Here is a 23,881-nt window from a genome sequence, read left to right on the forward strand (position 1 = left end):
TAAACATAAAAAGCACCCTTTTTCACTTGTGAAGTGGAAGGGTGCTTTTTTTCTTGATGCCGCTAGTGAGCTACTCGCTCTTTCTTCCCGCAAGAAACAGAAACAACGGAATTCTGCGCCTGCGCTCATAGGTTTCCTCGTTGACAAAATACTCTCGCATAGGATGGGACTCTCTCAAGCGCTCCACGATAAAGCCGGCTTCCTGCATCGCCCGGAAGTAATCCTCGACGGTTCGATGGTACTTATGAACGGTGCCGCCGAGCCATTGCTGCTCCCGGTAGCCTTGGATGAAGTAGTTGTCCACCACCCAATTCGTTCTGGTGCCGGACGGCTGCAGCGTGGAGGTAATGACGGGATGCTCGACCGAGAAGACGAACCTTCCGCCTGGCTTCAAGGTCTGGTGAACGCTTCGAAAGATACCCCCGATATCCTGCAGATAGTGAAGGGCAAGCCTGGAGAGCACTACATCATAGGTGTCGCGCGAATACGCGTAATCTTCCATCCTCATGTGTTGAACGGTTCCGTTCTTGTAATCGGCCAGGTTGCTCGAAGCGGCCTCCACCATGTTGCGGGAGCCCTCGATTCCGGTATAGGAGGCACACCCCTCTTGAAGCAGTTCCACGCCGAAGCCGGCATCCCCGCACCCCAGGTCCAATACATGAAGGCCCGCGATATCCCCCAGCAGCTGCCGGATGACGGGCTTCTCCAACGTATCGTTGGCATTCTCCTGCCACTGCCGCCGTTCCATGTATTTCTCGAAATTCTTGTCGTTGTCGTAAAAATCGGATCCGTGATAGCTCATAGACGCCTCCTTCGGATAACAGCCTAATTCATCTTGATGTACTGTACCACATCGCAGACGCCATATGAACGAATAAGCCGGAAAAAATATTACTTCATCATGGTATTGATATTTGCCGAGTTCTTTTGCGTTCGTTGAGCGGATCGTTCCTCACGGAACAGGATCCATGTCACCACGAGGATATAACCCACAGTGCCGATATGAATCCACGCGCTGGCCGGAGCTGCCCCGTCACTACGCAGAACTAATATGGCATCTATAATAGGCATCTCGATGCTGAGGATGGACAGGACGATGAGCACTCTGCGCATGCGCAATAACAATAGTGCCCCAATGATCAGACCGATATATAAATCGCGATTGGCCTTGATGTAGATGATGGCTGTATCCGATGGGTGGAAAAGAGTCAAACCAAAGCCTTGAATGGCAGCCTCCGGCTGAATAAACGTATTGGTTCCTAGAAACAGCATAAACAGCGAAAGTGAAGCGACCAACCAGTAGGAATAAGAACGCGGACCCCAATTCTGCGATGTCCAAGAGTTGCTGGAACCATATGAATTCATAACATAGCCCTCCTATTATTTTCGATAGCTTCCAAGCTGCGGTATAACGTATCCTGTCATGCTCCGGTTTGCATTGACTTTAGACTAACATGCGCCATAGAATCTTGATAAGAACGCACTTTCGAGTAAGGAGCTTACTTTAAAGTAAGCCATAGAGGAGGGCTGTATGAAAACATCTGCTAGGGCTTTCGTTAGCGAATGTCCCATTGAAACGGTCATGCATGTACTAGGCGGGAAGTGGAAGCCTCTGATCCTATGGCATCTGATGGAATCCACCAAACGCTTCAGCGATTTGGAAAAGGACATACCCGAGGTAACGCAGAAGATGCTGGCCCAGCATCTGCGCGAATTGGAGAGTGACGGGCTCGTCGTTCGGACCATACACCCCTCGGTTCCGCCAAAAGTCGAATATGCTCTGAGCGAATATGGAATCACGCTGCTGCCCGTGCTGGAATCGATGTGCAACTGGGGGACGATTCACAATCGAATAGCCGCAGGAAGTTTCTGTGATGCAAAAATGAAATAAAGGATTTATTTCTGGCATCCGACAATAGGCGGTTTGGAATGGTTATTTCCGCGAAATCGGGAAGGATCTTAAAGCCTGAGGAGGAAGAAGAAGATGAGGATTGAGGTGCCACTGTATTAATGATTCACTACGTTCAGGCATGGGGTGATTCCCATGGCGAAGGAGCGGAAGAATCATCAAGAAGCCAAGTAAAAAACATACGCCCGCCCATTCATAAACGAGGGTTAAGGAGAGCTCGTTTTTCAAGACACCCGAGCACCCCATCGTGATCAGCATCGCTCCTGTCATCAGCGGCGTACGGATGCCGGTGACCCGTCCGATGTAGGCTTGTTCCGTTTGCTGCATGACCAAGGCGTGGTTTCCGATAAAAATCGCCGGCTGCAGGAGCGCGATGATGAATTGCGAGAGCATGGTCAGCCAGAGGACCGTCGACAGACCTAGCATGAGAATGCCTGCGCCGTTCACGATCAACCCCATCATAAGCAGCCGCCCGGGGGCAATTCGGGATGCGAGCATAAACGTGACGATTCCACCCAGAATTTCGCCTAATCCGTAAGGGATGGTGATCCACTGCAAATGCTGGGCGGACAAGCCGAGACGTTCGGTGACCAGGAACACGCCGAGCGGTGAAATCAGTCCGACGCCAAGACCGACAACCATGAAGCAGAGGCTAAGCAGCAGCAATTCTCTTTTGAATAGGACATAACGAATGCCATCGGCCATATCGCGCATAATGGAGCGAGCTGCCGCTGTTGGATGGGTGGTTGCTTCCCGGTCTTTAGGCACAAATAGCATCGCGAAGGCAGATAACAGGAAGAAGACGCTCGTTAACAAGAGGGCAATCTGAGCCCCCCACTGCTGATACACCCATGTGCCCAGCACCGGACCGAGCATCATGAAGATCGAAAACAGGGTTTGCAGTAGGGACATTCCGATCGAGGCATCCTCGTCCCGCACATGGATTTTAAACAGCTTCATGCCGGAAGGCTGGGCGAACTGCGACAGGATGGAAGAGCATAAGGCCGCGAAGAATACGGCCTCCCAAGAGCCGGATTCCAGCATCAGAAACACGATAAAGACGGAGCAGGCACTGAGCATCTCGCACCAGACGATGGTTGCCTTGGGACGCCAACGGTCGGCAAATACGCCCCCCATGAATGAGAACAGAAAAATCGGTCCATATTCAGCGACGGAAATCATGGAGACGGCAAAGGCATCTCCGCCTGTCCTATCCATGACAAAGAGCAGAACGGCAAAGTTCCGGATCCATATTCCGAGCTGGGAGCACACATTCGATATCAGGATCGCTCGGACGAAGCCGTTGCGGAGCAAACGGATGGAGCTTGGCATAGTATATTCCTCCTTACAGAATCAATGTAGAGCCTATTGTGAGGTCTTCTGTAAGGGGAGAGTCAATGGTAAGATCGTATCAAGCGGAAAATAGGCTGTTGGAGGAGGGAGGACATGTTTATCGTCAACGTGGAAGGAGCCGTGCATAAGGACGGGCAGTGGCTGATGATAACGCGCAGCTTGAAGGAAGAGAACGCCGGCGGAACGCTTTCGTTCGTGGGAGGCAAAGTCGACAAGGAAGGCAGCACGCTGGATATTCTGGAGCGCACGGTAAAGCGGGAGCTTTACGAAGAAGTTGGGGTCGAGGTGAAGGAAAGAATTACGTATGTCTACAGCTCTTCATTTGTCACGGGCGATGGACGTCCTGTCATCAATATGGTGTTCTTGTGCGAGTATGATGGAGGAACGCCGTATTGCAAAAGCCCGGACGAGGTCGATTCGGTGCAGTGGATGACGCTGTCGGAAATTAGGGATCATCCCCAGACGCCGCCGTGGACGATGGAAAGCGTGCGGCGGGCGGAGGAGGCGCGAAGGAAGCTCAAATAAGCATGGTTTTCGAAAAGAAAAGTCCTAAGAAACGGGGGAAGGGTATGAGCAGCCTATTGCAGGTTCGAGTCACCGGGATTTTGATCGAAGAAGAACGGATTCTGCTGGTCAAACAGAGCGTTTCGTCAGAACGCGGCTGGTCGCTTCCCGGAGGAAGGGTAGAGCAAGGGGAAACGCTGGAGGAAGCCATGATTCGGGAAATGGAAGAGGAGACCGGACTTATTACAAAAGTGACGAAGCTTCTGTATTTATGCGATAAGCCGGATTCATCGCCATCCCTCTTGCATATTACGTTCTTGCTGGAACGCTTGGAGGGGGAAATCCGCCTCCCGACGAATGAGTTCGATCTCAATCCTATCGGCGATGTGGTCATGGTCCCGATCGCAGATTTAGCAAACCACGGGTTTTCCGAGAAGTTTATGACGATCGTTCAGCGCGGATTTCCGGAGTCAGGAAGCTATCAAGGGCTCAAGCGCAATATTGGATTATAGGGAGGTGCCGATCCTATGAAAAAAATATACATCGTACGCCATTGCCAAGCGGAGGGACAAGCAGCGGATGCTCCGTTAACCGAGCAGGGGCTTCAGCAATCGCTTGAACTTGCTGAATTTCTGCACGACAAAGGGATTGACCGTATTGTTTCAAGTTCTTATCGCAGAGCTCACGACACCATTACACCTTTGGCTGATCGCATAGGCGTGGCCGTTGTGTTGGATGCGAGGTTGACCGAGCGAATACTGTCGGGTCGAAATGCTCCTGAATGGCGGGAGATGCTGCGCAGAACCTATGAGGATCTGGACTTGTGCCTTGAAGGTGGAGAGTCGAGTCGTACAGCCATGCATCGTGCGGTAAGCGTAGTTCATGAGGTCCTCCGGAGTTCAAGCCGAAATGCCGTTATCGTATCCCATGGCAATCTGATCTCGCTTCTGCTGAAGTATTACGATAATCAGATCGGCTTCAACGAGTGGGAGGCTTTCTCCAATCCCGACGTGTATAAGCTCAGCTTCCGTTCAGATGTACCGGAGATCCAGCGGGTATGGAATTCATAGCCACGAAAGAAGGCGTATGTAAAAAAGACTTCATAAGCATTTATTCCCTATATTTGGCGACGGCCCGTCCCCTATAATGGAGTTGCACGGATATCCGGCTTGTCCATCCTAAGGACTGAGCTTCGTATAACAAAGAATAATCGCGGCGGAGGCAAGCGGCGTGCATGGGTTCGCAACAACATTCGAGATTATGAAATAAAGGGGATATGAAGATGGCCAAAACAAAACGGGGCCGCGCACTATGGAACATGCCATCGCGCGGCCGCGGCACATGCCCGGTATGCAGCACGTCGCGCATCAAACTTCTCTACGTCGCCAACAAATCGGACGGCACGGCGCTGAAGGTATGCAAAAGATGCCAGAATGCCGATCAGTCCAGAGTGGACGCAGCGGTAGTGTAAGAAGCGGCTTAGCTGATATCTAGGTCGACAGCAACAGAGCAACCGTGTTCCGTACGTGGAGCCGCAACATCCGAAAAACCCGTTCCTTCATGAAGAAGGGCGGGTTTTTTATGGTGCCAGAGCCTTCATTCTTCAAGAGAGGTTTACTTTGTAATCCGGATGGTTTAATATCTGATTTAACAAATCATAAATTAGATGAATGTTAAATTTATATAAGGAGTTGAGTCGATAACCATGCAATTGGATAAGGTGGTCAGTTATCACAAGGCGCTCGCAGACCCGACCCGAATCAAGATGCTCATCCTGCTTGCGGAAGGCGAAATGAACGGCCAGCTTCTGGCCGAGAAGATCGGCGTCACGCCGGCTACGATTACGCACCACGCGGCAAAGCTGCGGGAAGCGAGCCTCATCAACGAACGCAGGGACAAGAACACGATCTTTTTTTCGCTGAACGATTATTTTATTAAGAACAGTGCGACAGCGACGGAGAATCTGATTTACCAAAGAGTCCGGTCCGAGGGCGGTCCGGAACACTTGCAGGAAGAGGCACGGCGGACGAGGGATTCCGTAATCAAGAACTTCTTCACTTCCGACGGGAAACTGAAAAGCATCCCTGCCCAGCTGAAGAAGAAACTTATCGTGCTTACGCATATGGTATCCCGGTTGGAGAAGGGGCGGAAGTACAGCGAGAAGGAAATGAACGAGTTTATCAAAGAGTATCACGAGGACTTTGCAACGATCCGCAGGGAGTTTATCATGCATCACTTCATGTTCCGGGACAACGGGGTGTACGAGCTGAATCCGCAGGAGATGTGGGCAAGGTGGGAGGATCTGTCCTGATGAAAGAGGTGAATCGAATGACGATAGACAACCCATTAAACGAAGCACCCAAGCTCCAATCCTTGAACAAGCCGTTGCTAAAGAAGGTTCATTGCAATTATCTCCCGGTAAGGAATCTTCCGCTAGCGGTAAAATGGTACTCGGAGCTATTTGGCCTTACGGTGAGAAAATGCGACGATACAGGCGCCATCTTGATCTTAGGGGACGGACAGTGGTTATTCCTGCTGGAAACACTGGATAACCGAACAGCCAACTTCATAACCAACCAATGGGAAGGGGAGAATTATGAGATGTTCTCGTTAACCTTCGAGGTCGAGAATATTACGGAGCTGCATAAGCGGCTGCGGGAAAATGGAGCACAGGTCGAGCCGCTGGTAGATCACGGTTCCTGCGGATTGCAGTTCAAATTCAAGGATCCCGACGGCAACAAGTTTAATGTTTGGCAGGATGGACCCACGAGCTGACCCATCGAACCACAAGAATGGAAAGGCAAGCGCTGGCTTTTAATGAGTCAGAGGGCTTGCCTTTTTTTATTTCCGCGATTCCGATTGGAAACGGCGGCATCTTATGACGTCTAATGAATATTCACTCCAGGACCATCTGTCGGTTGCAGGTGGTGGTCTAATTCTCCGTTAGCGTTTACAATAGGCAATATAAGGGTTAAATGCCAAATGAGGTGATTCGATGGAATTTTACCGCTGCATGAACCATTCCGAAAGGGCAGCCGTCGCCCAGTGCACGCGCTGCGGGAAGCCGGTGTGCGACGAATGCCATATTCCGGAGACGGGCCGCTGCCGCTACCGCTGCGGCGAAATGCCCCCCGCTCCCGGCATGCCCGGACGATCCAGGAACATATGGGTGACCGTGATCGTCTCCATACTAGCCATCTTGGGCGGGCTTACGCTGCTGCTGCTCGCGATTTGCGGAACGATCCTGTTTTCCTATTAAAGAACGCGTTTCGAACTCGAACAAGGTCTTATTTTCAACTCAAGTTTTCATTCAAGGAGTGGGCGGATGGAATTTCCTGTTTATTTGTACCTGGGCTCCTGGCGGATTCATCCGCATGTGTTATTTGAATCGCTGGCCTACTTTATCGGATTTCGGGTGTATTTATGGACCCGCCGGCCGAGCGGCATGACAAAGCTGATGAGCCTGCAGCTGCTGGCGGGCATCATCGCCGGGGCTGCCATCGGGGCCAAGCTGCTGTACTGGTTTGAGGATCCGGCGGCCACTTGGGAACAGCTGCGCCAATTCCATCTCCTCTGGGGTGGCAAGACGATTGTCGGCGGTCTTCTCGGCGGATTGATCGGCGTTGAGCTGACAAAACGCTGGGTAGGCTGGAAGCATTCCACGGGCGATGATTTTGTGTACCCGCTGATGCTGGGCCTGGGTCTTGGGAGAATCGGCTGTTTTCTGACCGGCCTCGACGACCACACCTATGGCACGCCGACAACCTGGTTCACGGGCGTGGATTTCGGCGACGGAATCTATCGCCACCCGACTCAGCTGTATGAGATCCTCTTCCTGATCGTGCTGGCCCTGCTGTTGGTGCCGCTGTACCGCCAAAGCCGCGGCAGATCGACTCGCGAGGGCTATGTGTCCGGGCGGATGTTCCAATGGTTCATGGCCGGGTATCTGCTGTTCCGCCTGGCGATCGAATGGATCAAGCCGACGCCGCATCCTTACCTGGGATTGAACAATATCCAGCTGGCCTGCATCGCGGGCCTCATCTATTACGCATGGCTGATCGGCGGCAGAAACCGGGTTCGCCGCTTCACGCCGGATTCCCGTCTTCCAAGCTGACCAAAGGAGTTTTGATTATGCCAAAAAACCGGCCTTATCTGTATCATGAACTGACGAACAGCATATGCACGACCTGTTATCGCAAAGTGGAAGCCAAGATCATCGAGGAGAACGGCATGGTGTATATGCTCAAAAGATGCCTCGTGCACGGTCCGGAAAAAGTGCTGATCGCAACCGAGGCCGAGTATTACCATCAGACGCGAAAGTTCATCAAGCCGTCCGAAATGCCGCTCGTCTGGAATACGCCGATCCGTTACGGCTGCCCTTACGACTGCGGACTGTGTCCGGACCATGAGCAGCACAGCTGCCTCACGCTGCTGGAGATTACGGATCACTGCAATCTGCAGTGCCCGATCTGCTTCGCCGAATCGTCGCCGCACCGCACCTCCTACCGGTCGCTGGCACAGATCGAATTCATGCTCGACCGGATCGTGGAGAACGAGGGGGAGCCCGACATCGTGCAGATCAGCGGCGGCGAGCCGACGACGCACCCGGATTTCTTCGACATTTTGGATATGTGCAAAAGCCGTCCCATCAAGCATATCATGGTGAACACGAACGGCATCCGCATCGCTCAGGACCGCGATTTTGCGCGGAGGCTGGCCGAGTATATGCCCGGCTTCGAGATTTACCTGCAGTTCGACAGCTTTGAGGAACATGTGCTGAAGGAGCTGAGAGGGGCGGACCTGCGGCGCATCCGCCGGCAGGCCATCGAGCACCTGAATGAATTCAACATCTCCACAACGCTGGTCGTCACGCTGAAGAAAGGGCTCAATGACGGCGAAATCGGCGACATCATTCAGTACGGGCTTCAGCAAAAGGCGGTGCGCGGCGTCACCATTCAGCCGATTCAGGCGGCGGGACGGCTGGAGGGGTATGATCCGGCAACCGATCGCCTGACCGTAAGCGAAGTCCGGCGGATGATCATCGACCAGTCCGAGGTGTTTACGGATGCGGACATTCTGCCGGTGCCCTGCCACCCGGATTGCCTCGCCATGGGTTATGCGTTGAAGCTGGGCGGGGAAGTGCTGCCGCTGACGCGGATGATCGACCCGGAAATCCTGCTTGAAGGCGACAGCAACACGATTGTATTCGAACAGGACCCGGTTATCCGGGGCAAAATGTTTGAGCTGCTGTCGACGGGCCACTCGCCGCAATCCTCGGCGCTTTCCCTGAAGAGCCTGCTCTGCTGCCTGCCGCTGGCCGCCGTGCCGGAGCAGATTACGTACGACAACGTCTTCCGGGTCATTATCATGCAGTTCCTGGATGCCCATAACTTCGATGTCCGGTCCGTCAAGAAATCCTGCGTGCATATCATGCATCCCGACGGGCGGATGATCCCGTTCGACACCTATAACATGTTTTACCGGGATGACAAGGAAGAGCTGCTGAAGGAACTGAAGGAAGAGGTTGCCACCGCGTGGGACAGATAAGCCGTTCTAAGGCAATGTACTTCAATTCGAGCTTACATAGGGAGGCGATACATGGTGCAGAACAATAGCCCTGAACCTGAGAAGGTGTCTCCGTTTCAGTTAGATCAGAACATGAAGATCGATAACGCCAAGGCGGACGAACTAATATGGTTATCCCCATTGGAAGAGCCATTCCGAGTATCCGGCTTTGCCTGGTTCGACACCGAACGCATCTATCGCAGGCTGCCCGCCGTACCTGAGGTCCCCGTCCGACCGGAGGTGGATACGCTTGCGAACTGCACATCGGGCGGTCAAATCCGCTTCCGAACGGATTCGCGGAACGTATCCGTCCGCGTGCGGTTGACGGCAGGATCCGGCATGTACCATATGCCCTCCACCGGGGAGTGCGGAGTGGATGCGTATATCGGCGGCCCGGGCGAGTGGAAACATGCAGGAACCGCCCGTTTCCAGCCAGGTCAGGCAGAGTATGAGAGCAGCCTTTTCACTGTCGAGGACCGCAAAGCACGCTCGTTCCTGCTCAACATGCCTTTATACCAGGGCGTTGAGGAGATTTGGATCGGAACGGAGCCGGGAGCCGAGGTCCTCGCGCCGGACCCCTATGATTCCAGCGCGAGAGTGGTGATATACGGAACCTCCATCACGCAAGGCGGATGCGCGTCGCGGCCCGGCATGTCGTACACGAATATCTTAAGCCGCAGGCTCCATCTGGAGTTTATCAACCTGGGCTTCTCGGGGAACGGCAAGGGAGAGCCGGAGCTTGCCGAACTGGCCGCCCAAATCTCGGAGCCGGCCTGTCTGGTGATTGATTATGAGGCGAATTGCGGAGGGACCGAAGCTTATCGGCAGACCTTGCCGCGGTATATCGAGATCTACCGGAAGTTCCATCCCGAGGTTCCCATCATCCTGGTATCCCGCATCCCTCATGGAGCCGAGTCGTTCATGCCGGAGTTTCGCGAAGGACGGCTTGAACGGAAAAAGTTTCAGATGGAGCTCATTCGGGAGCTGACAGAGGCCGGAGACCCTAACCTAACGTTTGTGGATGGATCGGATTGGTTAGGCGACGATCCCGGGGAAACGACCGTTGACGGGGTTCATCCGACGGACCTCGGCTTCAAGCTGATGGCGGACCGGCTAGAGCCTGTGCTAAGACAAGTGATCGGCGATATGGCTGCAGCAGCAAGGCGATAGAACCGTTAACAGGGTAGACACTTAGCGTGCAAACAGCGTAACGAAACGCGTAATGAAACATTCATAAGCTACAATCGTGAGAGAGCCCGTTTCTGGTTGAAACGGGCTTTTTATCTGCGCTATATCTGCTTTCAAAAGTTTTAATTGTTTACCTAATAAATGAGATGTTATGATAACAATTAACTAATAACTTATCGATTACCTTAAAGGATGTGTACAGGTTATGGCAGGAAAAGTCACGATGCAGCAAATTGCCGATCATCTCGGCCTTTCGAAGTTCGCTGTTTCTAAAGCGCTTTCAGGAAAATCCGGCGTCAGTCTCGAGACCCGGGAGAAAATCGTGAACGTCGCGACCCAGCTCGGTTATTTTGCCAACAAGTCGCCGAAGGCAGGAGGCAAGAAGAACGAAGCCAACCCCGACGGCAGCCAAGCCGCTAAGGAGACCGTCATCGTGCTTGTGCCGAATGTCCGCTACCAAACGCGGGATTCCCTGTATTGGGGGCGGATTATCGACGGCATCACGAATGAGCTGGAGGCAAGGGACACGGGGATGGTCATCGTGACCGATCAATTCAAGGACAGCTTCGCGAATTTGATTAATCCGAGCGGGGTAAGAGGCATCATCGGCGTCGGATTCATCTCCTCGCAGCTGCTGCTCGAAATCCGCAGCCTGGATATTCCCTTCGTTTTGATCGATCATGAGGATCCGCTGATTCCGTCGGATGCCCTGTTCATGAACAATGTGGAGTGCATGAGACGGGTGACCAATTATTTGATCGGGTGCGGGCATCGAAGGCTTCAGTTCGTGGGGAACGTCCGGTTCTCGCGCAGCTTCGCCGATCGTTATCAAGGCTATCGTTCCGTCCTCGGCGAGCAGGGGATCCCGCTGGATCAGAACGAGGAGCTCCTCAGCTTCGAAGGAGATAACCGCTCCGAGATGACGGAGTCGCTCGAGACGATACTAAGCCGGATGGAGGAACTGCCAACCGCCTTTGTGTGCGCGAACGACTCCATTGCCATCTGTATCATGACGGTGCTCGGCAAGCTGGGCGCCAAGGTGCCGGCAGACTGCTCGGTTACCGGCTTTGACAATATTGAGGATGCCGCTTATGCGGCTCCGTCACTGAGCACCATCCACGTCAACAAGGAGGCGTTCGGACGCAGGGCGGTGGAGATGCTGGCGAGACGGGTGGAGCAGCCGGACAGCCCGCTGGAAAAAATACTGCTGGCCGGCGACTTCATCCTCCGCGAATCCACCGCTTATGCCAAGAAGGTCGACTGACGTGAACCTGCGCGGCTACATTACCCGTCTATGGAAGGAGCGGCCGGCCGGACGCTTGGACCGCAAGCTGTTTGTGGTCTTTCTGTTTCTGATTATCCTGCCGATCGGACTCATCACGTATTTTGCGGCAGAGCGTTATACGGCCACCATCGAGAACAATACGGTCGCCTACGTGTCCCAGCTGTCGAGCAAAATGATGGGCAAGCTGGATGATTACGTGACCGATATGATGAAAATTTCGATCATTCCTTCGTACCTAAATGAAATTCAGTCCGGGCTCGAGATGTCAAATCGGCATTACCAGGCGGAAGGGCAGCCGAAGGAATCGGCAAGCCTGAACGAGAGCGAGCTGAAACTCCAGATTACGCGCAAGGTCGAGCGGAGCATCTATTTCATGAACAACATCAAAGAAGGCACAAGCAATGTGTACCTGTTCGACCTTTTCGGCAACCCCTATTACGTGGTCAAAAGCGGCGGCAACCGTTCGAATCTGCAGCAGTACTATGACAACTGGCGCAAGCTGGCGACGGAGGCCGGCGGCCGGCCCGTGCTGGTCAGCACGCAGGAGATCGCCGTGTCCGCCGGCAGCAAGCAGTACATGTTCACGGTCGTCCGCGACATCATCGATAAATCGTACCATTCCATCGGCACCATTGTGGTGGATGCCAACATCGGCGTGATCGAGAACATCGTCACCGACCTGGAGGAGACGACGCACGGCACCACCTTCATCCTGGATGACAACGGGACCGTGATTTATGACAGCGAGAAGAAATACTTGTCCCGCAGCATGACGGACAATGCGGCACTTGCCCAGGCCACCGGCAACGAAGGAAGCTTTCGCCATCAGGTCGACGGGGAGGAGCAGCTTGTCGTTTACCGGAAATCCGAGCAGACCGGCTGGCTGATCCTGATTACGGTGCCGGAGCGGCAGCTGATGCAGGATGCGCTGAAGACCCGGAAGATTACGATCACGGCGGCTGTCGGCGTTACCAGCTTTGCCCTCATCATTTCATTGATTCTGATCTATGCGCTGACAAGGCCGCTGCGGTCCATCGTCCATCTGATGAAGCAGGTGCAGACCGGCAAGCTGGATGTGGTGTTCCCGGTCCGAAGGCGGGACGAAGCCTCGCTGATCGGGGTCTCGTTCAACCGGATGATGGCACGCATCAAACAGCTCATCGACGATATTTACGCGATCGAGAAGCGCAAGAAGGAGGCGGAGCTGGAGCGTCTTCAGCACCAGATCAATCCGCATTTTATTTACAATACGCTGGAAACGATCCGGATGACGGCCGTCCTTCACAACGATCAGGAGGTGGGAGATATGGTGCAGCTGCTGGGACAGCAGCTGCGCTACAGCATTCATGCCGGCAGCGAGGTCGTGGAGGTGAAGCGCGAGTGGGAGCATGTCAAAGCCTACATCGAGCTGCTGAATTACCGGTACGGCGAGCGGTTCGTGCTGACGCTGCCGGATGATCCGGGGGCTGATTCCATTCGGGTAATGAAGCTGCTGTTTCAGCCGATCATCGAGAACGCCGTCAATCACGGCTTCGACGAGAACAAAACCGTGCTGCATCTGGCCATTACCTATGCCATGGATGGCATGAATCATGTGTTTACCGTTACGGATGACGGGCTGGGGATGTCGGCAGAAGCGCTTGCGAGGCTGCGCAGCATGCTGGATCAGACGCAGCCCCAAGGAACGGACGGCCGGGGAGTCGGGCTGCGAAACGTGCACGAGCGGCTGCAGCTCCGATACGGAAGACCCTATGGCCTTAGCGTAGACAGCGAGGAAGGGCGAGGAACTGCCGTTCGGATTACCTTTCCCGCGGAACATATAGAAGAACCGAGAACAGGAGGACTTGCAAATGCTTAACATCGCCGTGGTGGACGATGAAGAACGGATCAGGTTGGGGCTTGGCAAGCTGATACGGGACGCAGGCGAGCAATATCGGGTCGTGGGGACGTTTGCAAGCGGCCAGGAGCTGCTGGATCAATGGCATGAGCTCCAGCCCGACCTGGTCATTACCGATATCAAAATGCCGCAAATGAACGGGCTCCAGCTGATGGCGAATATCAAGCAGATGGCCTGCCGCACCAAATTCGCCGTGCTCAGCGGTTACAACGATTTCGAATATGCCCGCACCGCCATGCGGCAGGGAGCGCTGGAATATTTGCTTAAGCCGGTCAACATGAAGGAGCTGCTCCGCATGCTGGAGAACGTCGACGGGCTGGTGAAGGGCGAGCAGAACGAGCGCAAGCTGGAGTCGGACGATCTGGTCAGTTTCCTGTTAGGCACGGATCAGCGAACCATGCCGGAGCATCTGTTCGAAGAGGTCTGCGACCGGCTGGATCAGCAGGCGCTGTTCCACGGACATTACGCGGTGCTCCTGCTTCGCACGTTCCCGGAGATCGCGGAAGAGAGGCTGCTTGCGTGGACATCGGTCTGGGGGACGGAGCGGAGAATCATCGGGTGCGAAGGAGGACGGCAGGCGATCTTGGCGTCCATCGCCGAGTCCGGCCATGCGGATATGGCGAGAGAATGGGCGGCCATGCTGCTGCAGCAGCTTCCCGCGGGCACTTCGGCGAAGCTGGGCATCAGCGGCGTATTCAGCGGGAGCCGCTGGCTCCCGCAAGCCTATAGGGAAGCCGCGAGCGTCCTGGAGCAGGCTTGGTACAGCGATGAACGGCGCAACTGCGGAGGCGAAGGCATAGCGGCGGTTTACCGGGAAGAGCGCTACCGGCTTGTCCGTTCCTTGGATAAACAGCTGCTTCCGGCGCTGCGTGCCGGCGAGTATGCACGCTTGCCGGCGGCGATGGGCACCTGGCTGGAAGAGACGGCTTCCCTGCGGCCCGGCTGGGCCGAATTGAGGGAAGCTTGCCTGACCCTGGAGTCGCATGTGGCGGAAGAGATGAAGCAGCGCGGCATTGGCGCTGGGGATGCAGATTGGAATATGGAGCCGGGGGACAGCGAAAATTGGCGTTCGTTCGCGGGCCGGCTCAAGCGCACTGTGGAGGTTGCCGCCGGGCTTCTGGACCAAGGGAAGAGCGAGCATCGGGCTGTCGAGACGATCAAGGCCTATATTCAGCAGCATTACACCGGGGAGCTGGAGCTTCAGCATCTCGCCGACCTGGTCTATTTGACTCCGAGCTACTTGAGCAAGCTGTTCAAGACCGAAACGGGCGAGACGATTACGGACTATTGCATCGCCGTGCGGATCGAGCATGCCAAGCGGCTGCTGAAGGAGGATCACGGGCTCAAGACGTATATGGTCGGCGAACGCGTGGGCTACCCGGACCCGGCTTATTTCAATAAAGTGTTCAAAAAAATGACCGGAAAAACGCCAAAGGAGTACCGCGATTTTGTTAGGTGACTGTTATCTAAACTGAGGACAATAAAAGCAAACAAAGTCTATTATTTTTCGGGGCGCTGTCTTTTATAATGATTGAAAACGGTACCATTTCATCCAGAAAGCGAGGAAGGGAACGTGTTCAATTTCAGTTATAAAACGCAGCGCTATCTTATTCTGTTCGGTTTCCTTGCCATTCCCGTGCTCCTGTCGCTGACCTTCTCTTATTATCCGGCGCTCTCGCTGCTGTATTACAGCTTGACGGACTGGTCGGGTCTCGGCTGGGATATGAACTTTATCGGCTTTGACAATTACGTCGAGATTTTTACGAAGCCCGAAGTGTTCAGCTCACTCAAGAACAATCTGTATTATCTGATCGGGGGTCTCATCCAGGTCGTCTTTGCCCTCTATTTTGCCGTTATTCTGACGGGCAAGCTGAAGGGGAGAAACGGCTTCCGGGTCGCCTTGTTCCTGCCGTACGTGCTGCACAGCGTGGCTACGGTCATCATGTTCAAGAACGTGTATCACATGGAATACGGCTCGCTGAATACGCTGCTTGGCGCGCTGGGACTCGAATCCTGGCAGCAGAGCTGGCTGGGCGATAAAGGGATCGTGAATTTTGCGCTGGCCTTCATCTCGATGTGGAAGTACATGGGGCTGAACATGGTCATCTTTATCGGGGCGCTGCAGTCGATACCGGGCGACCTGTATGAGGCGGCCTCCATCGACGGGGCATCGGGCTGGCAGAAGTTCCGTTACATCACCTTGCCCAGCATCCGAGGCGTACTGGAGCTGATGCTGATCCTCACCTTGACGGGCGCGCTCGAAGCGTTCGATATTCCGTTTGTGATGCTGCTCGGGGCGAACGATACGTCGACCTTCGTCATCAAGACGGTGGATACGGCATTCAAGTATCAGAACTTCGGACTGGCCTCGGCGATGGCGGTCGTGCTGCTGATCATCGTGCTGCTGTTCATCGTCATCCAGCGGAAGCTGCTGTTCAGGGAGGAGAAGCAATCATGAGAAGGGAAGGCTCGATCGGCTTTAGGATTTTCAATTATTTCACGTTGATTGTCGCTTTGTTCGTGGTGTTCTTCCCGATTTACTCGATCTTCGTGGGGGCGTTCAAGACCCAGGTGGAGTATTATCAATCCGGCCTCAGCTTGCCTGACAATTTCTTTAACTTCGAGAACTTCAAGCGGGTGATCGACATCGGGGATTTGGGGCTCGGATTTCGCAATATCCTGATCGTATTGGTCATTTCGGTGGTCGGCAACATTCTGTTCGGTACCATGGTCGCTTATGCGGTCGGACGGTTCGAATTCAAGATGAAAAAAGCGATCATGGGCATGTACCTGGTCGCTCAGGTCATTCCGATGGTCACGACGCAGGTGGCTACCTTCAGCGTCATCCAGAGCCTGGGGGCCTACAACACGATGCTTGCGCCGATTCTGCTGTACTTGGGAGCCGACGTGCTCCAGATCGTCATCTATCTGCAATTCGTGAACAGCATCCCGCGGGATCTGGATGAGAGCGCCATGCTGGAAGGGGCGTCCCTGTTCAAAATCTACCGTTCCATCATCTTCCCGCTGCTTGCGCCGGCTACGGCGACCCTGGTCATTCTGAAAAGCATTTCGATTTACAACGATTTTTACACGCCGTACCTGTATATGCCGAGCCAAGACCTGAAGGTGGTATCCACCGCGATTTATTCCTTCATCGGTCCGAACGCGGCGCAGCTGAACGTGATTTCGGCAGGCATTCTCATTATTTTCATTCCGACGGTCGTGTTGTTCTTGTTCATGCAGCGGTACATTTTTGCGGGGGTTACGAACGGAGCGGTCAAATAACGAACACGAGACGATGAAGTAGAGGAGACTCGATATATGAACTCGACAAACAAGTGGACGGAAAAAGTATGCGGCATGACCTGGGGGTGGACCGGCGTACGGGGCTCCTGGACGGGACCCGAGGCGGAATTCTCCATGGAACGCATGGCGGACATGGACGTGAATTGGGTGGCCATCGCGCTGTCGGCCGTGCAGGCAACGCCGCAGTCGACGGAAATCCCGTTCCGGGAAGAACCGACGGTGACGGACGATGAGGTGCGATGGGCTATCCGCAAGGCGAAGAGCCTGGGCCTCAAGGTGTGCTTGAAGCCGGTCGTGAACGTCGCGAACGGAACGTGGCGGGCCCATATTAACTTCTTCGACGAAGAGGTTCCAGGTGAGCCGAGCTGGGCGGAATGGTTCCGCTCCTATGGGGAGTTCATTCGCTATTATGCCGAAATCGCGGAGGAAGAGCGATGCGAGATGCTGTGCGTGGGCTGCGAGATGGTGCAGGCCGATAAGCGGGATGCGGAGTGGCGGGCCCTGATTGCGGATGTACGAAACGTCTACGGCGGGCTGGTGACGTATAATTGCGACAAATATCAGGAGGAGCGCGTGGGCTGGTGGGATGAGGTAGATATCATCTCCTCCAGCGGCTATTATCCGATCGACCAGTGGGAGGAGCAATTGGATCGGATCGAAGGCACGGTCCGCCGATGGAACAAGCCGTTCTTCTTCATGGAAGCCGGCTGTCCGAGCCGCGAGGGCTCCGCGGCCCGCCCGAACGATTGGTCGCTGCCCGGCGGCCCGTCGGAGGAGGAGCAGCGGCAGTATTATGAAGCGATGTTCGCTGCTTGCGCCAAGCGGGAGTGGATGCAGGGGTACATGCTATGGGATTGGCCGGCGCGGCTGTATGGCGTGGAGGAAGCGTCCCTGAACGATGATTATTGCATGTACGGCAAGTTGGCCGAGGAGACGGTGAAGACATTTTATGCGGCCGGCATCCGGGTTTAATGCAGGGTCGGACGGGCGTACCGGCTCGGTGTTCAAGGTAGCCGCACATAAACATAGGGGTAACATCGCACCGCACGTTTGTTAGGACGTACGGTGCGATTTTTCCTGTCGGCTGCCGAGAAGCAGGTTGTTTCGCGCCTAACAAGAAATGATATGTTAGCATAATTTATGACAATAAAAACAAAAACAATTCATTTGTTTTGAACGTGTTAGCGATTATCATTTGAAATGTAAGCGATATCAGTAAGCGCTTCATGAAGATGCGAAGAAACGCAAGTACATTCAACGTACAGGGGGAAGACGAAATGAAAAAAAGATTTACGATGGCATTGCTTCTGCTCTTTACCGTATCATCCATTTTGGCCGCCTGCGGAGGAAATAAAACGAATAACGCAGGCACCGAGGCACCGCCGAGCGGCAATGCCGGCAGCGAGCCGACCGAGGCGTCCGGCGAAGCGGAGCTGGGCGGCAAGCTGAAGGTGCTGACGCACCGCACCGACCTGGTGAACGACGGCACGCTGGACAAATACGTGGAAGCCTTCAAAGCGAAATATCCGAAGGCGGAGATTGAATTCGAAGGATTGACCAACTATGCGACGGACATTCAGGTCCGTCTGACCACGGGCGAGGCCGGCGACGTGCTGATGATTCCGACAGGCCTTGCCACCTCGGAGTACGGCAAGTATTTTGAGCCATTGCCGGATTCGATGTTCGAGGACGTTTATTTTGCGGACAATACCCTCTTCGAAGGGAAACGCTATGGAATCTCCACCGGCGTCAATACGCAAGGCATTGTATACAACAAGAAAGCGTTCCAGGCTGCAGGCGTCGACAAAGTGCCTACCACGCTGGATGAGCTGTACGCAGCCGCAGAGAAGCTGAAAGCGGCGGACATCATTCCGCTGTACATGAACTTCGGAGCCCAATGGACGATGGGCAACTGGGCGGATAACTCTGCATGGTACGTGAACGGGGATCCGCAGTTCGCCTCGAAGCAGGTCGCCGAGGAAGCGCCGTTCCAGGTGGATAATGCTTGGGGCATCCTTGCGAATATCGGACGCACCTTCGTGCAAAAGGAATGGGTAGAGAAAGACTTGTACACAAACAACTGGGAGATTTCGAAAGGCGAAATGGCTTCCGGCAAAGCCGCGATGTACTTCCTGGGCAATTGGGTGATTCCGCAGGTAATCGGCGCCGGCGCAGCTTCGGAGGACATCGGCTTCTTCCCGCTCCCGTACGATAATAGCGGCAAGTACAACGCGCCGCTCGGTTCGGATTACTTCATCGCCGTCAGCAAAGACAGCAAGAACAAAGAGCTTGCTACCGCGTGGGTCGATTTCTTCGTGAAGGAATCCGGATACGTGGAAGATTCCGGCTTCATGCCGATCATCAAATCGGCGGAGTCCTCCATCTCGCAGCTCGCCGAATTCCAATCGTTTAATCCGACGCTGATCGAGAGCGAAGCGACCGATCCGAAGTTTAACGAGATCGCGAATAAGGCGCAAATTGGCATCGGTACCGGCGATTACGTCCAGGAATATATCGTGGCCGACGATCTGCAGGCTGCATTTGACAAGCTGAATGCGAAGTGGAAGGAAGCCAAAACCGCACTGGGCTATTAATTCGGAGAAAATAATGGGTTCGTCATCATGAGCTCGAGCGGCCTTACCCTGGGGTGATGAGGGTAAGGCTTTTTCATTGCAAGGCATAGATGCATGGAAGGAGAGACGGACATATGAAAAGAGTTTTACTGCTGGGCGATTCCATCCGGGAGGGATACGAGCCTTATGTGAGAGAACGGCTGGGTGACCGGGCAGAAGTCGTGGCACCGGGAGAGAACGGGCGGTTCTCTTTCTATACGCTGTGGGGCGTCAACCTCTGGATCAGCGAGCTGGGGATCCCGGATATCGTCCACTGGAACAATGGATTGTGGGATGTGCACCGCGAGGCTCCGAGGGTTGAAGCACTGACGCCGCTCGGCGAATATGCAGCCCATCTGAAGCGCATTGCCCATGAGCTGCGGCGAACGGGAGCACGGATCGTATTTGCCACGACGACGCCGGTGCATCCGGAATCGGAGGGCAGAAGCAATGAAGAGATCGATGCCTACAATGAGGCAGCCATCGAGGCGCTCATGCCGCTCGGCATTGCGATCCACGACCTGAACGCCCGGGTGAAACGGGATCTTGCGGGTTACTTATCGGACGACCGGCTTCACCTGAACGAGGCAGGATACCGGGCGTGCGCCGACTCGGTGGCAGAAATGCTGGAAGGCTATCTGTGACTTATTAGCTGACCAATAAGCGCAAAGACCTATATCTATGGAATCTTTACCAAAAATGGCACAAGTCTATTATAGGTTCTAACAAATTTGTTACATCCTACTTGCGTTATGACGATATTATAGAATAATATGAAAGGGCGCGGCTTTCATAGAGGGAACCCGTGCTTTTTTGCTATCTGGCTTGCCTCGGCACCTTCTTATCGGAAGCCCCCCTGTAAGAGAGTGTAACGACGCGGAAGGCAGGCACACCTTAAGGGTCTACAGGCTTGAGGTGCGCATTTTCATATTTTCCATGTATAATAGAAGAAATCATTCAAATAGGAGCTAGGAAATGAAAAAGCTAGGAAGAAACGATCTATGTCACTGCGGAAGCGGGAAAAAGTACAAAAGATGTTGTCTTGAAAGAGATGAACGCACGGTATACGGTAAAGTCATCCAGTTCCCTGGTGCGAAAGCAGCAGAGCCTAAGCTACAGGTCGATCAGTTGCGACAGATGATCAACGACAAGCTGGGGTGGATGGATTGGATCGCCGATGAGCATCGCGAGCTTGCAGAGTCTGTGTTTCCTCAGATCTGCCGGGATTACGAACTGCAGGATGAGCAGCAGTTGTTTCAAGTGTTCAGCCTCCTGATGGTCTGGAACAGCTTCTCCAGAGAAGCCAATCCGAAGTACCGCAAACAGGGTGGATATGCAAGTGCGATCGAATATATAGTCACTTCATCGCTTAACATTCCAACAACGAAGTCTGATATCGCGAAGAAACACGAGGTTTCGGTAGCCACGCTGACTCGCAACAGCGGCCAGATTCAAGATTTCATGGATGGCGTAGCGGCATCCGCAGACGACTTGTTCGCCGAGGATGAGGAATCCGCTGGCGAAGAGGATAAGGACTTGTCCTTGGGACGTTAATTGCCAAAGAGCCAAAGTGATAGATCCATAGCATAAGTACAGCATTTGCGCATTCGGTTTCATAGCTGTGACCGCTCCCATTCAAGGGGGGCGGTCATTTTGCGTTGAAGGACCCAATCAAATTCCAAAGTTGTTTATACAAGTTAAGCCTATATGGTGGATTAACCAGTTTGTGATATGATTTAAAAGAGAAATGGAATTCAACGACAATAAGTTGGAGGTTGTGGTTATGAAAAAGGATAAACAATTAACCAAACTTATTAGGCTGACTGGCGAAAGGGCAAGACTTGAGGCCAAAGTAAACGAATCTTATGTTGTATATAAAGATGATTTTGGCAAACTGGTAAGGGAGTATTCTAATGGAGAGAAGGAATATGTCTCGGGAAAAGACAGTTGAACCAACAACGATGTTTGTTTTTGCCGGAAACAACGGGAGTGGGAAGAGTACGATTCGTAATCTCATCATCGACCGGATTGGAGTAAGTGTAAATATTGATCCCGATGCTCTGGCTCGGCGTCTGAGCCCGGGGCAACCGGAAGCAGCTCGCGTTTCTGCAGGAAAAGAGGCGATAAAATTAGCTCGAGAATGCCTTCAATTTCAACGGGATTTCTCCATGGAAACGACGCTCTCGGGTGGTTACGCTATTAGGCTTATGAAGGAAGCAAAGGCAAATGGTTTCCAGGTCACCATGTTTTATGTAGGCCTTGGTGATCCAAATCTAAATGTCGAACGAGTAGCCGGGTCACCACATCCCTGCCGAAGATATCATGCATCGGCATCATTCTTCTATGCAAAATCTTCTCCAATACATGAGTCTGGTTGATCATCTATTTGTGATAGATAATAGCGCACTGAGTGGAGAAATTGTGCTGGAGGTAGAATTCGGGGTAATTAAGCATAGGGAATTTAATTTGCCAAATTGGGTTTTACCTATCGTTAATCAGCTGAAAGCCTTGGAAAATTAATTCTAAAATAATACTTTACACACAAGCCGCTCCATTCAAGTGGAGCGGATTTTGCGTTAATCTATAAACCGGCCTTTTCGAAAGACTGCTTTCCGGACTAGGCAGAGGCTCCACGTGAACTCGTCAGCAGCCAGCCCAAAGCGATGCCGTACAGCAGATGACCGGCCAACCAGAATAGAAGGGCGGCAGGGTCGGATAATTCCGGGGTACGGTCAGACAAGACGGTGGTCGGATATAGGAGAAGTCCTACGGCCAAACAGGCCAATGAAACCCAGAACAAGCTTCGCCGGCGGGACCAGTTCTTCTGCTTCAAAAAGATGGCTAGAGCGATGCTCAGCAGGATAGAGATGACAAGGTGCAGCGCAAACTCGACAAGTTCGGAGAGCTTCAGTTCATTCAGAAGAGGCACGTAATCGACGTTCAGGAGAAGCGTGTAGACCTCCAGCGAGGTGATGTGCTCAATGATCTTGAGGAACAGCCCGAGAAGAATGCCCGCCGCGATGCCTGCCCAGACCGGCCAGTTCAGCTTCCATATACCCCGCATGTGCGATCCCCTCCTTTGTTGTTCATTTTATAATATCAGTCCATCTAAGGTGAAGCGTATTTTCAATTTTGGAAAGGATGGACAAATTGGGTGCGTCTGCAGGCGGTTGCATTGTCCTTGTACATATAAAATAACGGTACTCACCCTCCTTAAACAGGAAGAACCGACGGCGTAACGTGGTCAATTCTTGTTGAGAAATTGTATAGTTCGGTCTTATATCCTAGTTCTATAGACTTATACAACAGGGGGATAGGATGACAGACGAGTACTTTGACGAAATGCGCAAGTTCGGCCACGAGGATGAGATGAGGTATCGCATGTTGATGCGAGGGGTAAAGAAACTGCTGGAACAACGGAAGCGTGAAAAGTCCAAGCTGTTCGGAGGACTCCCGCTTCGACAGAAGCATAAAACCCCGCGTGCAGGCAAATGGTCATAAGCGGTCGGTAACCGAATGGTTAGCGGAACAGCATGTGTACAAGTGGTGCAATGGAAGACGAAACCTATGTATTTAGCGTTTATTACAAATATAAAAGGCTGCCCCGACGTTTTGGGGCGGCCTTCTTTGTGACTCTACATGCCTTGATGTGTCTCTCAGGTTTTAATGTGTCACTGCAGGCCTTAATGTGTCTCTGTGGACCTTGATATGTCTCTACATGCCTTAATGTATCTCTGCAGGCTCTTTGTTTCTTCGCGCCCGCACGGATTGTTGAATATGGAGGAGGTTATGTTGCCTTCCATTTACCCGATGATCGGCTGTGTCCCCGGCTGCTTATCGTAGTTCCATACCGGAGGGAGAACCAAGAGACCCAACAGATCCAACAGATCCAACAGATTCAAAGGTCAAAATAATTAAAAACCAGCTAATGTTTGTCAAGCATTTCAGCTTGGATGAATTCTCTTTTCGTGATATACTTTTTCCGACCAACCCGAATAACCTCCACATCTATGGAGGTTTTGGTTAAATATGGTTTAATCTTGGTAGGGCTGCCCCTTCTGCAAGATGGCGAAAATGTGATGCAACAGCTTGTTGGCGCAAGCGATCACGACCACCTTGTAGGGCTTGCCCTCTTTTCTTTTTTTCTCATAATACGAACGAATTCTTGCATTCGCGTTTTTCCGCATACCACATTGCACAGCCAAATATAGAGAACGCCTGAGCCTCTTAGAGCCTCGTTTCGTTATTCGTGTACTCGTTGA

General features: G+C 53.2%; 28 protein-coding genes. 23 read left to right on the plus strand and 5 right to left on the minus strand.

The genetic code is table 11. The features are described from left to right. Nucleotides 1-70: 70 nt before the first annotated feature. Complete coding sequence (locus BMX45_RS23955) at nucleotides 71-802, minus strand: class I SAM-dependent methyltransferase (protein ID WP_090912463.1); 732 nt, start codon at nucleotides 800-802, stop codon at nucleotides 71-73. Between the two features lie 89 nt (nucleotides 803-891). Then, nucleotides 892-1,365 carry a DUF4267 domain-containing protein gene (locus BMX45_RS23960; protein WP_090912465.1) on the minus strand — a complete coding sequence of 158 codons (474 nt, stop codon included), beginning with the start codon at nucleotides 1,363-1,365 and terminating at the stop codon, nucleotides 892-894. 166 nt (nucleotides 1,366-1,531) lie between these two features. On the opposite strand from BMX45_RS23960, the gene BMX45_RS23965 reads away from it, so the two are divergent. After that, the gene (locus BMX45_RS23965; RefSeq protein WP_090912467.1) at nucleotides 1,532-1,891 is read left to right on the plus strand and encodes a winged helix-turn-helix transcriptional regulator; all 360 of its coding nucleotides are present in this window, start codon (nucleotides 1,532-1,534) and stop codon (nucleotides 1,889-1,891) included. Between the two features lie 42 nt (nucleotides 1,892-1,933). On the opposite strand, the gene BMX45_RS23970 is transcribed toward BMX45_RS23965, so the two are convergent. Then, nucleotides 1,934-3,241: an MFS transporter gene (locus tag BMX45_RS23970; protein ID WP_090912469.1), complete on the minus strand. Its 1,308-nt coding sequence runs from the start codon at nucleotides 3,239-3,241 to the stop codon at nucleotides 1,934-1,936. A gap of 114 nt (nucleotides 3,242-3,355) precedes the next feature. Between BMX45_RS23970 and BMX45_RS23975 the strand changes: the two genes are divergently transcribed. The 21 genes from BMX45_RS23975 to BMX45_RS24070 all read left to right on the plus strand — a co-directional run bounded on the left by BMX45_RS23975 (nucleotide 3,356) and on the right by BMX45_RS24070 (nucleotide 21,997). Beyond that, entirely contained in the window at nucleotides 3,356-3,787 is a 432-nt protein-coding gene (locus BMX45_RS23975) for an NUDIX hydrolase (protein ID WP_090912471.1), read from the plus strand. A 44-nt stretch (nucleotides 3,788-3,831) separates the two neighbouring features. Beyond that, nucleotides 3,832-4,278: an NUDIX hydrolase gene (locus tag BMX45_RS23980; protein WP_090912519.1), complete on the plus strand. Its 447-nt coding sequence runs from the start codon at nucleotides 3,832-3,834 to the stop codon at nucleotides 4,276-4,278. Between the two features lie 15 nt (nucleotides 4,279-4,293). Then, entirely contained in the window at nucleotides 4,294-4,836 is a 543-nt protein-coding gene (locus BMX45_RS23985; RefSeq protein WP_090912473.1) for a histidine phosphatase family protein, read from the plus strand. A 212-nt stretch (nucleotides 4,837-5,048) separates the two neighbouring features. Next, nucleotides 5,049-5,237 (plus strand): hypothetical protein, encoded by a 189-nt coding sequence (locus tag BMX45_RS23990; RefSeq protein WP_009593181.1) that lies wholly within the window; start codon nucleotides 5,049-5,051, stop codon nucleotides 5,235-5,237. Nucleotides 5,238-5,471: 234 nt separating this feature from the next. Beyond that, nucleotides 5,472-6,077, plus strand: a complete 606-nt coding sequence (locus BMX45_RS23995; RefSeq protein ID WP_090912475.1) for a DUF2087 domain-containing protein — start codon at nucleotides 5,472-5,474, stop codon at nucleotides 6,075-6,077. Next, nucleotides 6,077-6,541 (plus strand): VOC family protein, encoded by a 465-nt coding sequence (locus BMX45_RS24000; protein ID WP_254778232.1) that lies wholly within the window; start codon nucleotides 6,077-6,079, stop codon nucleotides 6,539-6,541. Before BMX45_RS23995 ends, BMX45_RS24000 begins: the two co-directional genes overlap by 1 nt. A gap of 238 nt (nucleotides 6,542-6,779) precedes the next feature. Beyond that, a complete protein-coding gene (locus tag BMX45_RS24005; protein WP_254778234.1) occupies nucleotides 6,780-7,025 on the plus strand; it encodes a hypothetical protein in 246 nt (81 codons plus the stop codon). Between the two features lie 66 nt (nucleotides 7,026-7,091). After that, on the plus strand, nucleotides 7,092-7,880 hold the full coding sequence (locus BMX45_RS24010; protein WP_090912479.1) for a prolipoprotein diacylglyceryl transferase family protein: 789 nt from the start codon (nucleotides 7,092-7,094) through the stop codon (nucleotides 7,878-7,880). Between the two features lie 17 nt (nucleotides 7,881-7,897). Next, a complete protein-coding gene (locus BMX45_RS24015) occupies nucleotides 7,898-9,313 on the plus strand; it encodes a radical SAM protein (protein ID WP_090912481.1) in 1,416 nt (471 codons plus the stop codon). A gap of 51 nt (nucleotides 9,314-9,364) precedes the next feature. Beyond that, nucleotides 9,365-10,501 carry an SGNH/GDSL hydrolase family protein gene (locus tag BMX45_RS24020; RefSeq protein ID WP_090912483.1) on the plus strand — a complete coding sequence of 379 codons (1,137 nt, stop codon included), beginning with the start codon at nucleotides 9,365-9,367 and terminating at the stop codon, nucleotides 10,499-10,501. A gap of 223 nt (nucleotides 10,502-10,724) precedes the next feature. Then, entirely contained in the window at nucleotides 10,725-11,783 is a 1,059-nt protein-coding gene (locus tag BMX45_RS24025; protein ID WP_090912485.1) for a LacI family DNA-binding transcriptional regulator, read from the plus strand. Then, entirely contained in the window at nucleotides 11,764-13,662 is a 1,899-nt protein-coding gene (locus BMX45_RS24030; protein ID WP_254778235.1) for a cache domain-containing sensor histidine kinase, read from the plus strand. Before BMX45_RS24025 ends, BMX45_RS24030 begins: the two co-directional genes overlap by 20 nt. Further along, complete coding sequence (locus tag BMX45_RS24035; RefSeq protein WP_090912489.1) at nucleotides 13,655-15,160, plus strand: response regulator; 1,506 nt, start codon at nucleotides 13,655-13,657, stop codon at nucleotides 15,158-15,160. Before BMX45_RS24030 ends, BMX45_RS24035 begins: the two co-directional genes overlap by 8 nt. Nucleotides 15,161-15,274: 114 nt before the next feature. Further along, nucleotides 15,275-16,159, plus strand: a complete 885-nt coding sequence (locus BMX45_RS24040) for a carbohydrate ABC transporter permease (protein ID WP_009593160.1) — start codon at nucleotides 15,275-15,277, stop codon at nucleotides 16,157-16,159. Next, on the plus strand, nucleotides 16,156-16,986 hold the full coding sequence (locus BMX45_RS24045) for a carbohydrate ABC transporter permease (protein ID WP_090912491.1): 831 nt from the start codon (nucleotides 16,156-16,158) through the stop codon (nucleotides 16,984-16,986). Before BMX45_RS24040 ends, BMX45_RS24045 begins: the two co-directional genes overlap by 4 nt. 36 nt (nucleotides 16,987-17,022) lie before the next feature. Next, entirely contained in the window at nucleotides 17,023-17,979 is a 957-nt protein-coding gene (locus tag BMX45_RS24050; RefSeq protein ID WP_090912493.1) for a glycoside hydrolase family 113, read from the plus strand. Nucleotides 17,980-18,284: 305 nt separating this feature from the next. Further along, nucleotides 18,285-19,601, plus strand: coding sequence for an ABC transporter substrate-binding protein (locus BMX45_RS24055; protein WP_090912495.1), 1,317 nt, complete (start codon nucleotides 18,285-18,287; stop codon nucleotides 19,599-19,601). 113 nt (nucleotides 19,602-19,714) lie between these two features. Next, the gene (locus BMX45_RS24060) at nucleotides 19,715-20,263 is read left to right on the plus strand and encodes an SGNH/GDSL hydrolase family protein (RefSeq protein WP_090912497.1); all 549 of its coding nucleotides are present in this window, start codon (nucleotides 19,715-19,717) and stop codon (nucleotides 20,261-20,263) included. Nucleotides 20,264-20,594: 331 nt separating this feature from the next. Further along, on the plus strand, nucleotides 20,595-21,173 hold the full coding sequence (locus BMX45_RS24065; RefSeq protein WP_090912499.1) for a YecA family protein: 579 nt from the start codon (nucleotides 20,595-20,597) through the stop codon (nucleotides 21,171-21,173). Between the two features lie 229 nt (nucleotides 21,174-21,402). Next, a complete protein-coding gene (locus BMX45_RS31440; RefSeq protein ID WP_175495194.1) occupies nucleotides 21,403-21,570 on the plus strand; it encodes a hypothetical protein in 168 nt (55 codons plus the stop codon). Next, nucleotides 21,548-21,997 carry an ATPase gene (locus tag BMX45_RS24070; protein WP_368087180.1) on the plus strand — a complete coding sequence of 150 codons (450 nt, stop codon included), beginning with the start codon at nucleotides 21,548-21,550 and terminating at the stop codon, nucleotides 21,995-21,997. Before BMX45_RS31440 ends, BMX45_RS24070 begins: the two co-directional genes overlap by 23 nt. 239 nt (nucleotides 21,998-22,236) lie before the next feature. On the opposite strand, the gene BMX45_RS24075 is transcribed toward BMX45_RS24070, so the two are convergent. Then, the gene (locus BMX45_RS24075) at nucleotides 22,237-22,683 is read right to left on the minus strand and encodes a hypothetical protein (RefSeq protein ID WP_090912501.1); all 447 of its coding nucleotides are present in this window, start codon (nucleotides 22,681-22,683) and stop codon (nucleotides 22,237-22,239) included. 254 nt (nucleotides 22,684-22,937) lie between these two features. Between BMX45_RS24075 and BMX45_RS24080 the strand changes: the two genes are divergently transcribed. Further along, nucleotides 22,938-23,120 (plus strand): hypothetical protein, encoded by a 183-nt coding sequence (locus BMX45_RS24080; RefSeq protein WP_009593172.1) that lies wholly within the window; start codon nucleotides 22,938-22,940, stop codon nucleotides 23,118-23,120. A 533-nt stretch (nucleotides 23,121-23,653) separates the two neighbouring features. Here the strand turns inward: BMX45_RS24080 and BMX45_RS24085 are convergent. Further along, on the minus strand, nucleotides 23,654-23,881 hold a 228-nt coding region (locus BMX45_RS24085), incomplete at its 5' end, for a transposase (protein ID WP_139212490.1).

It is taken from the genome of Paenibacillus sp. cl141a (genome assembly GCF_900109305.1).
Classification (GTDB): domain Bacteria; phylum Bacillota; class Bacilli; order Paenibacillales; family Paenibacillaceae; genus Paenibacillus_AQ; species Paenibacillus_AQ lautus_A.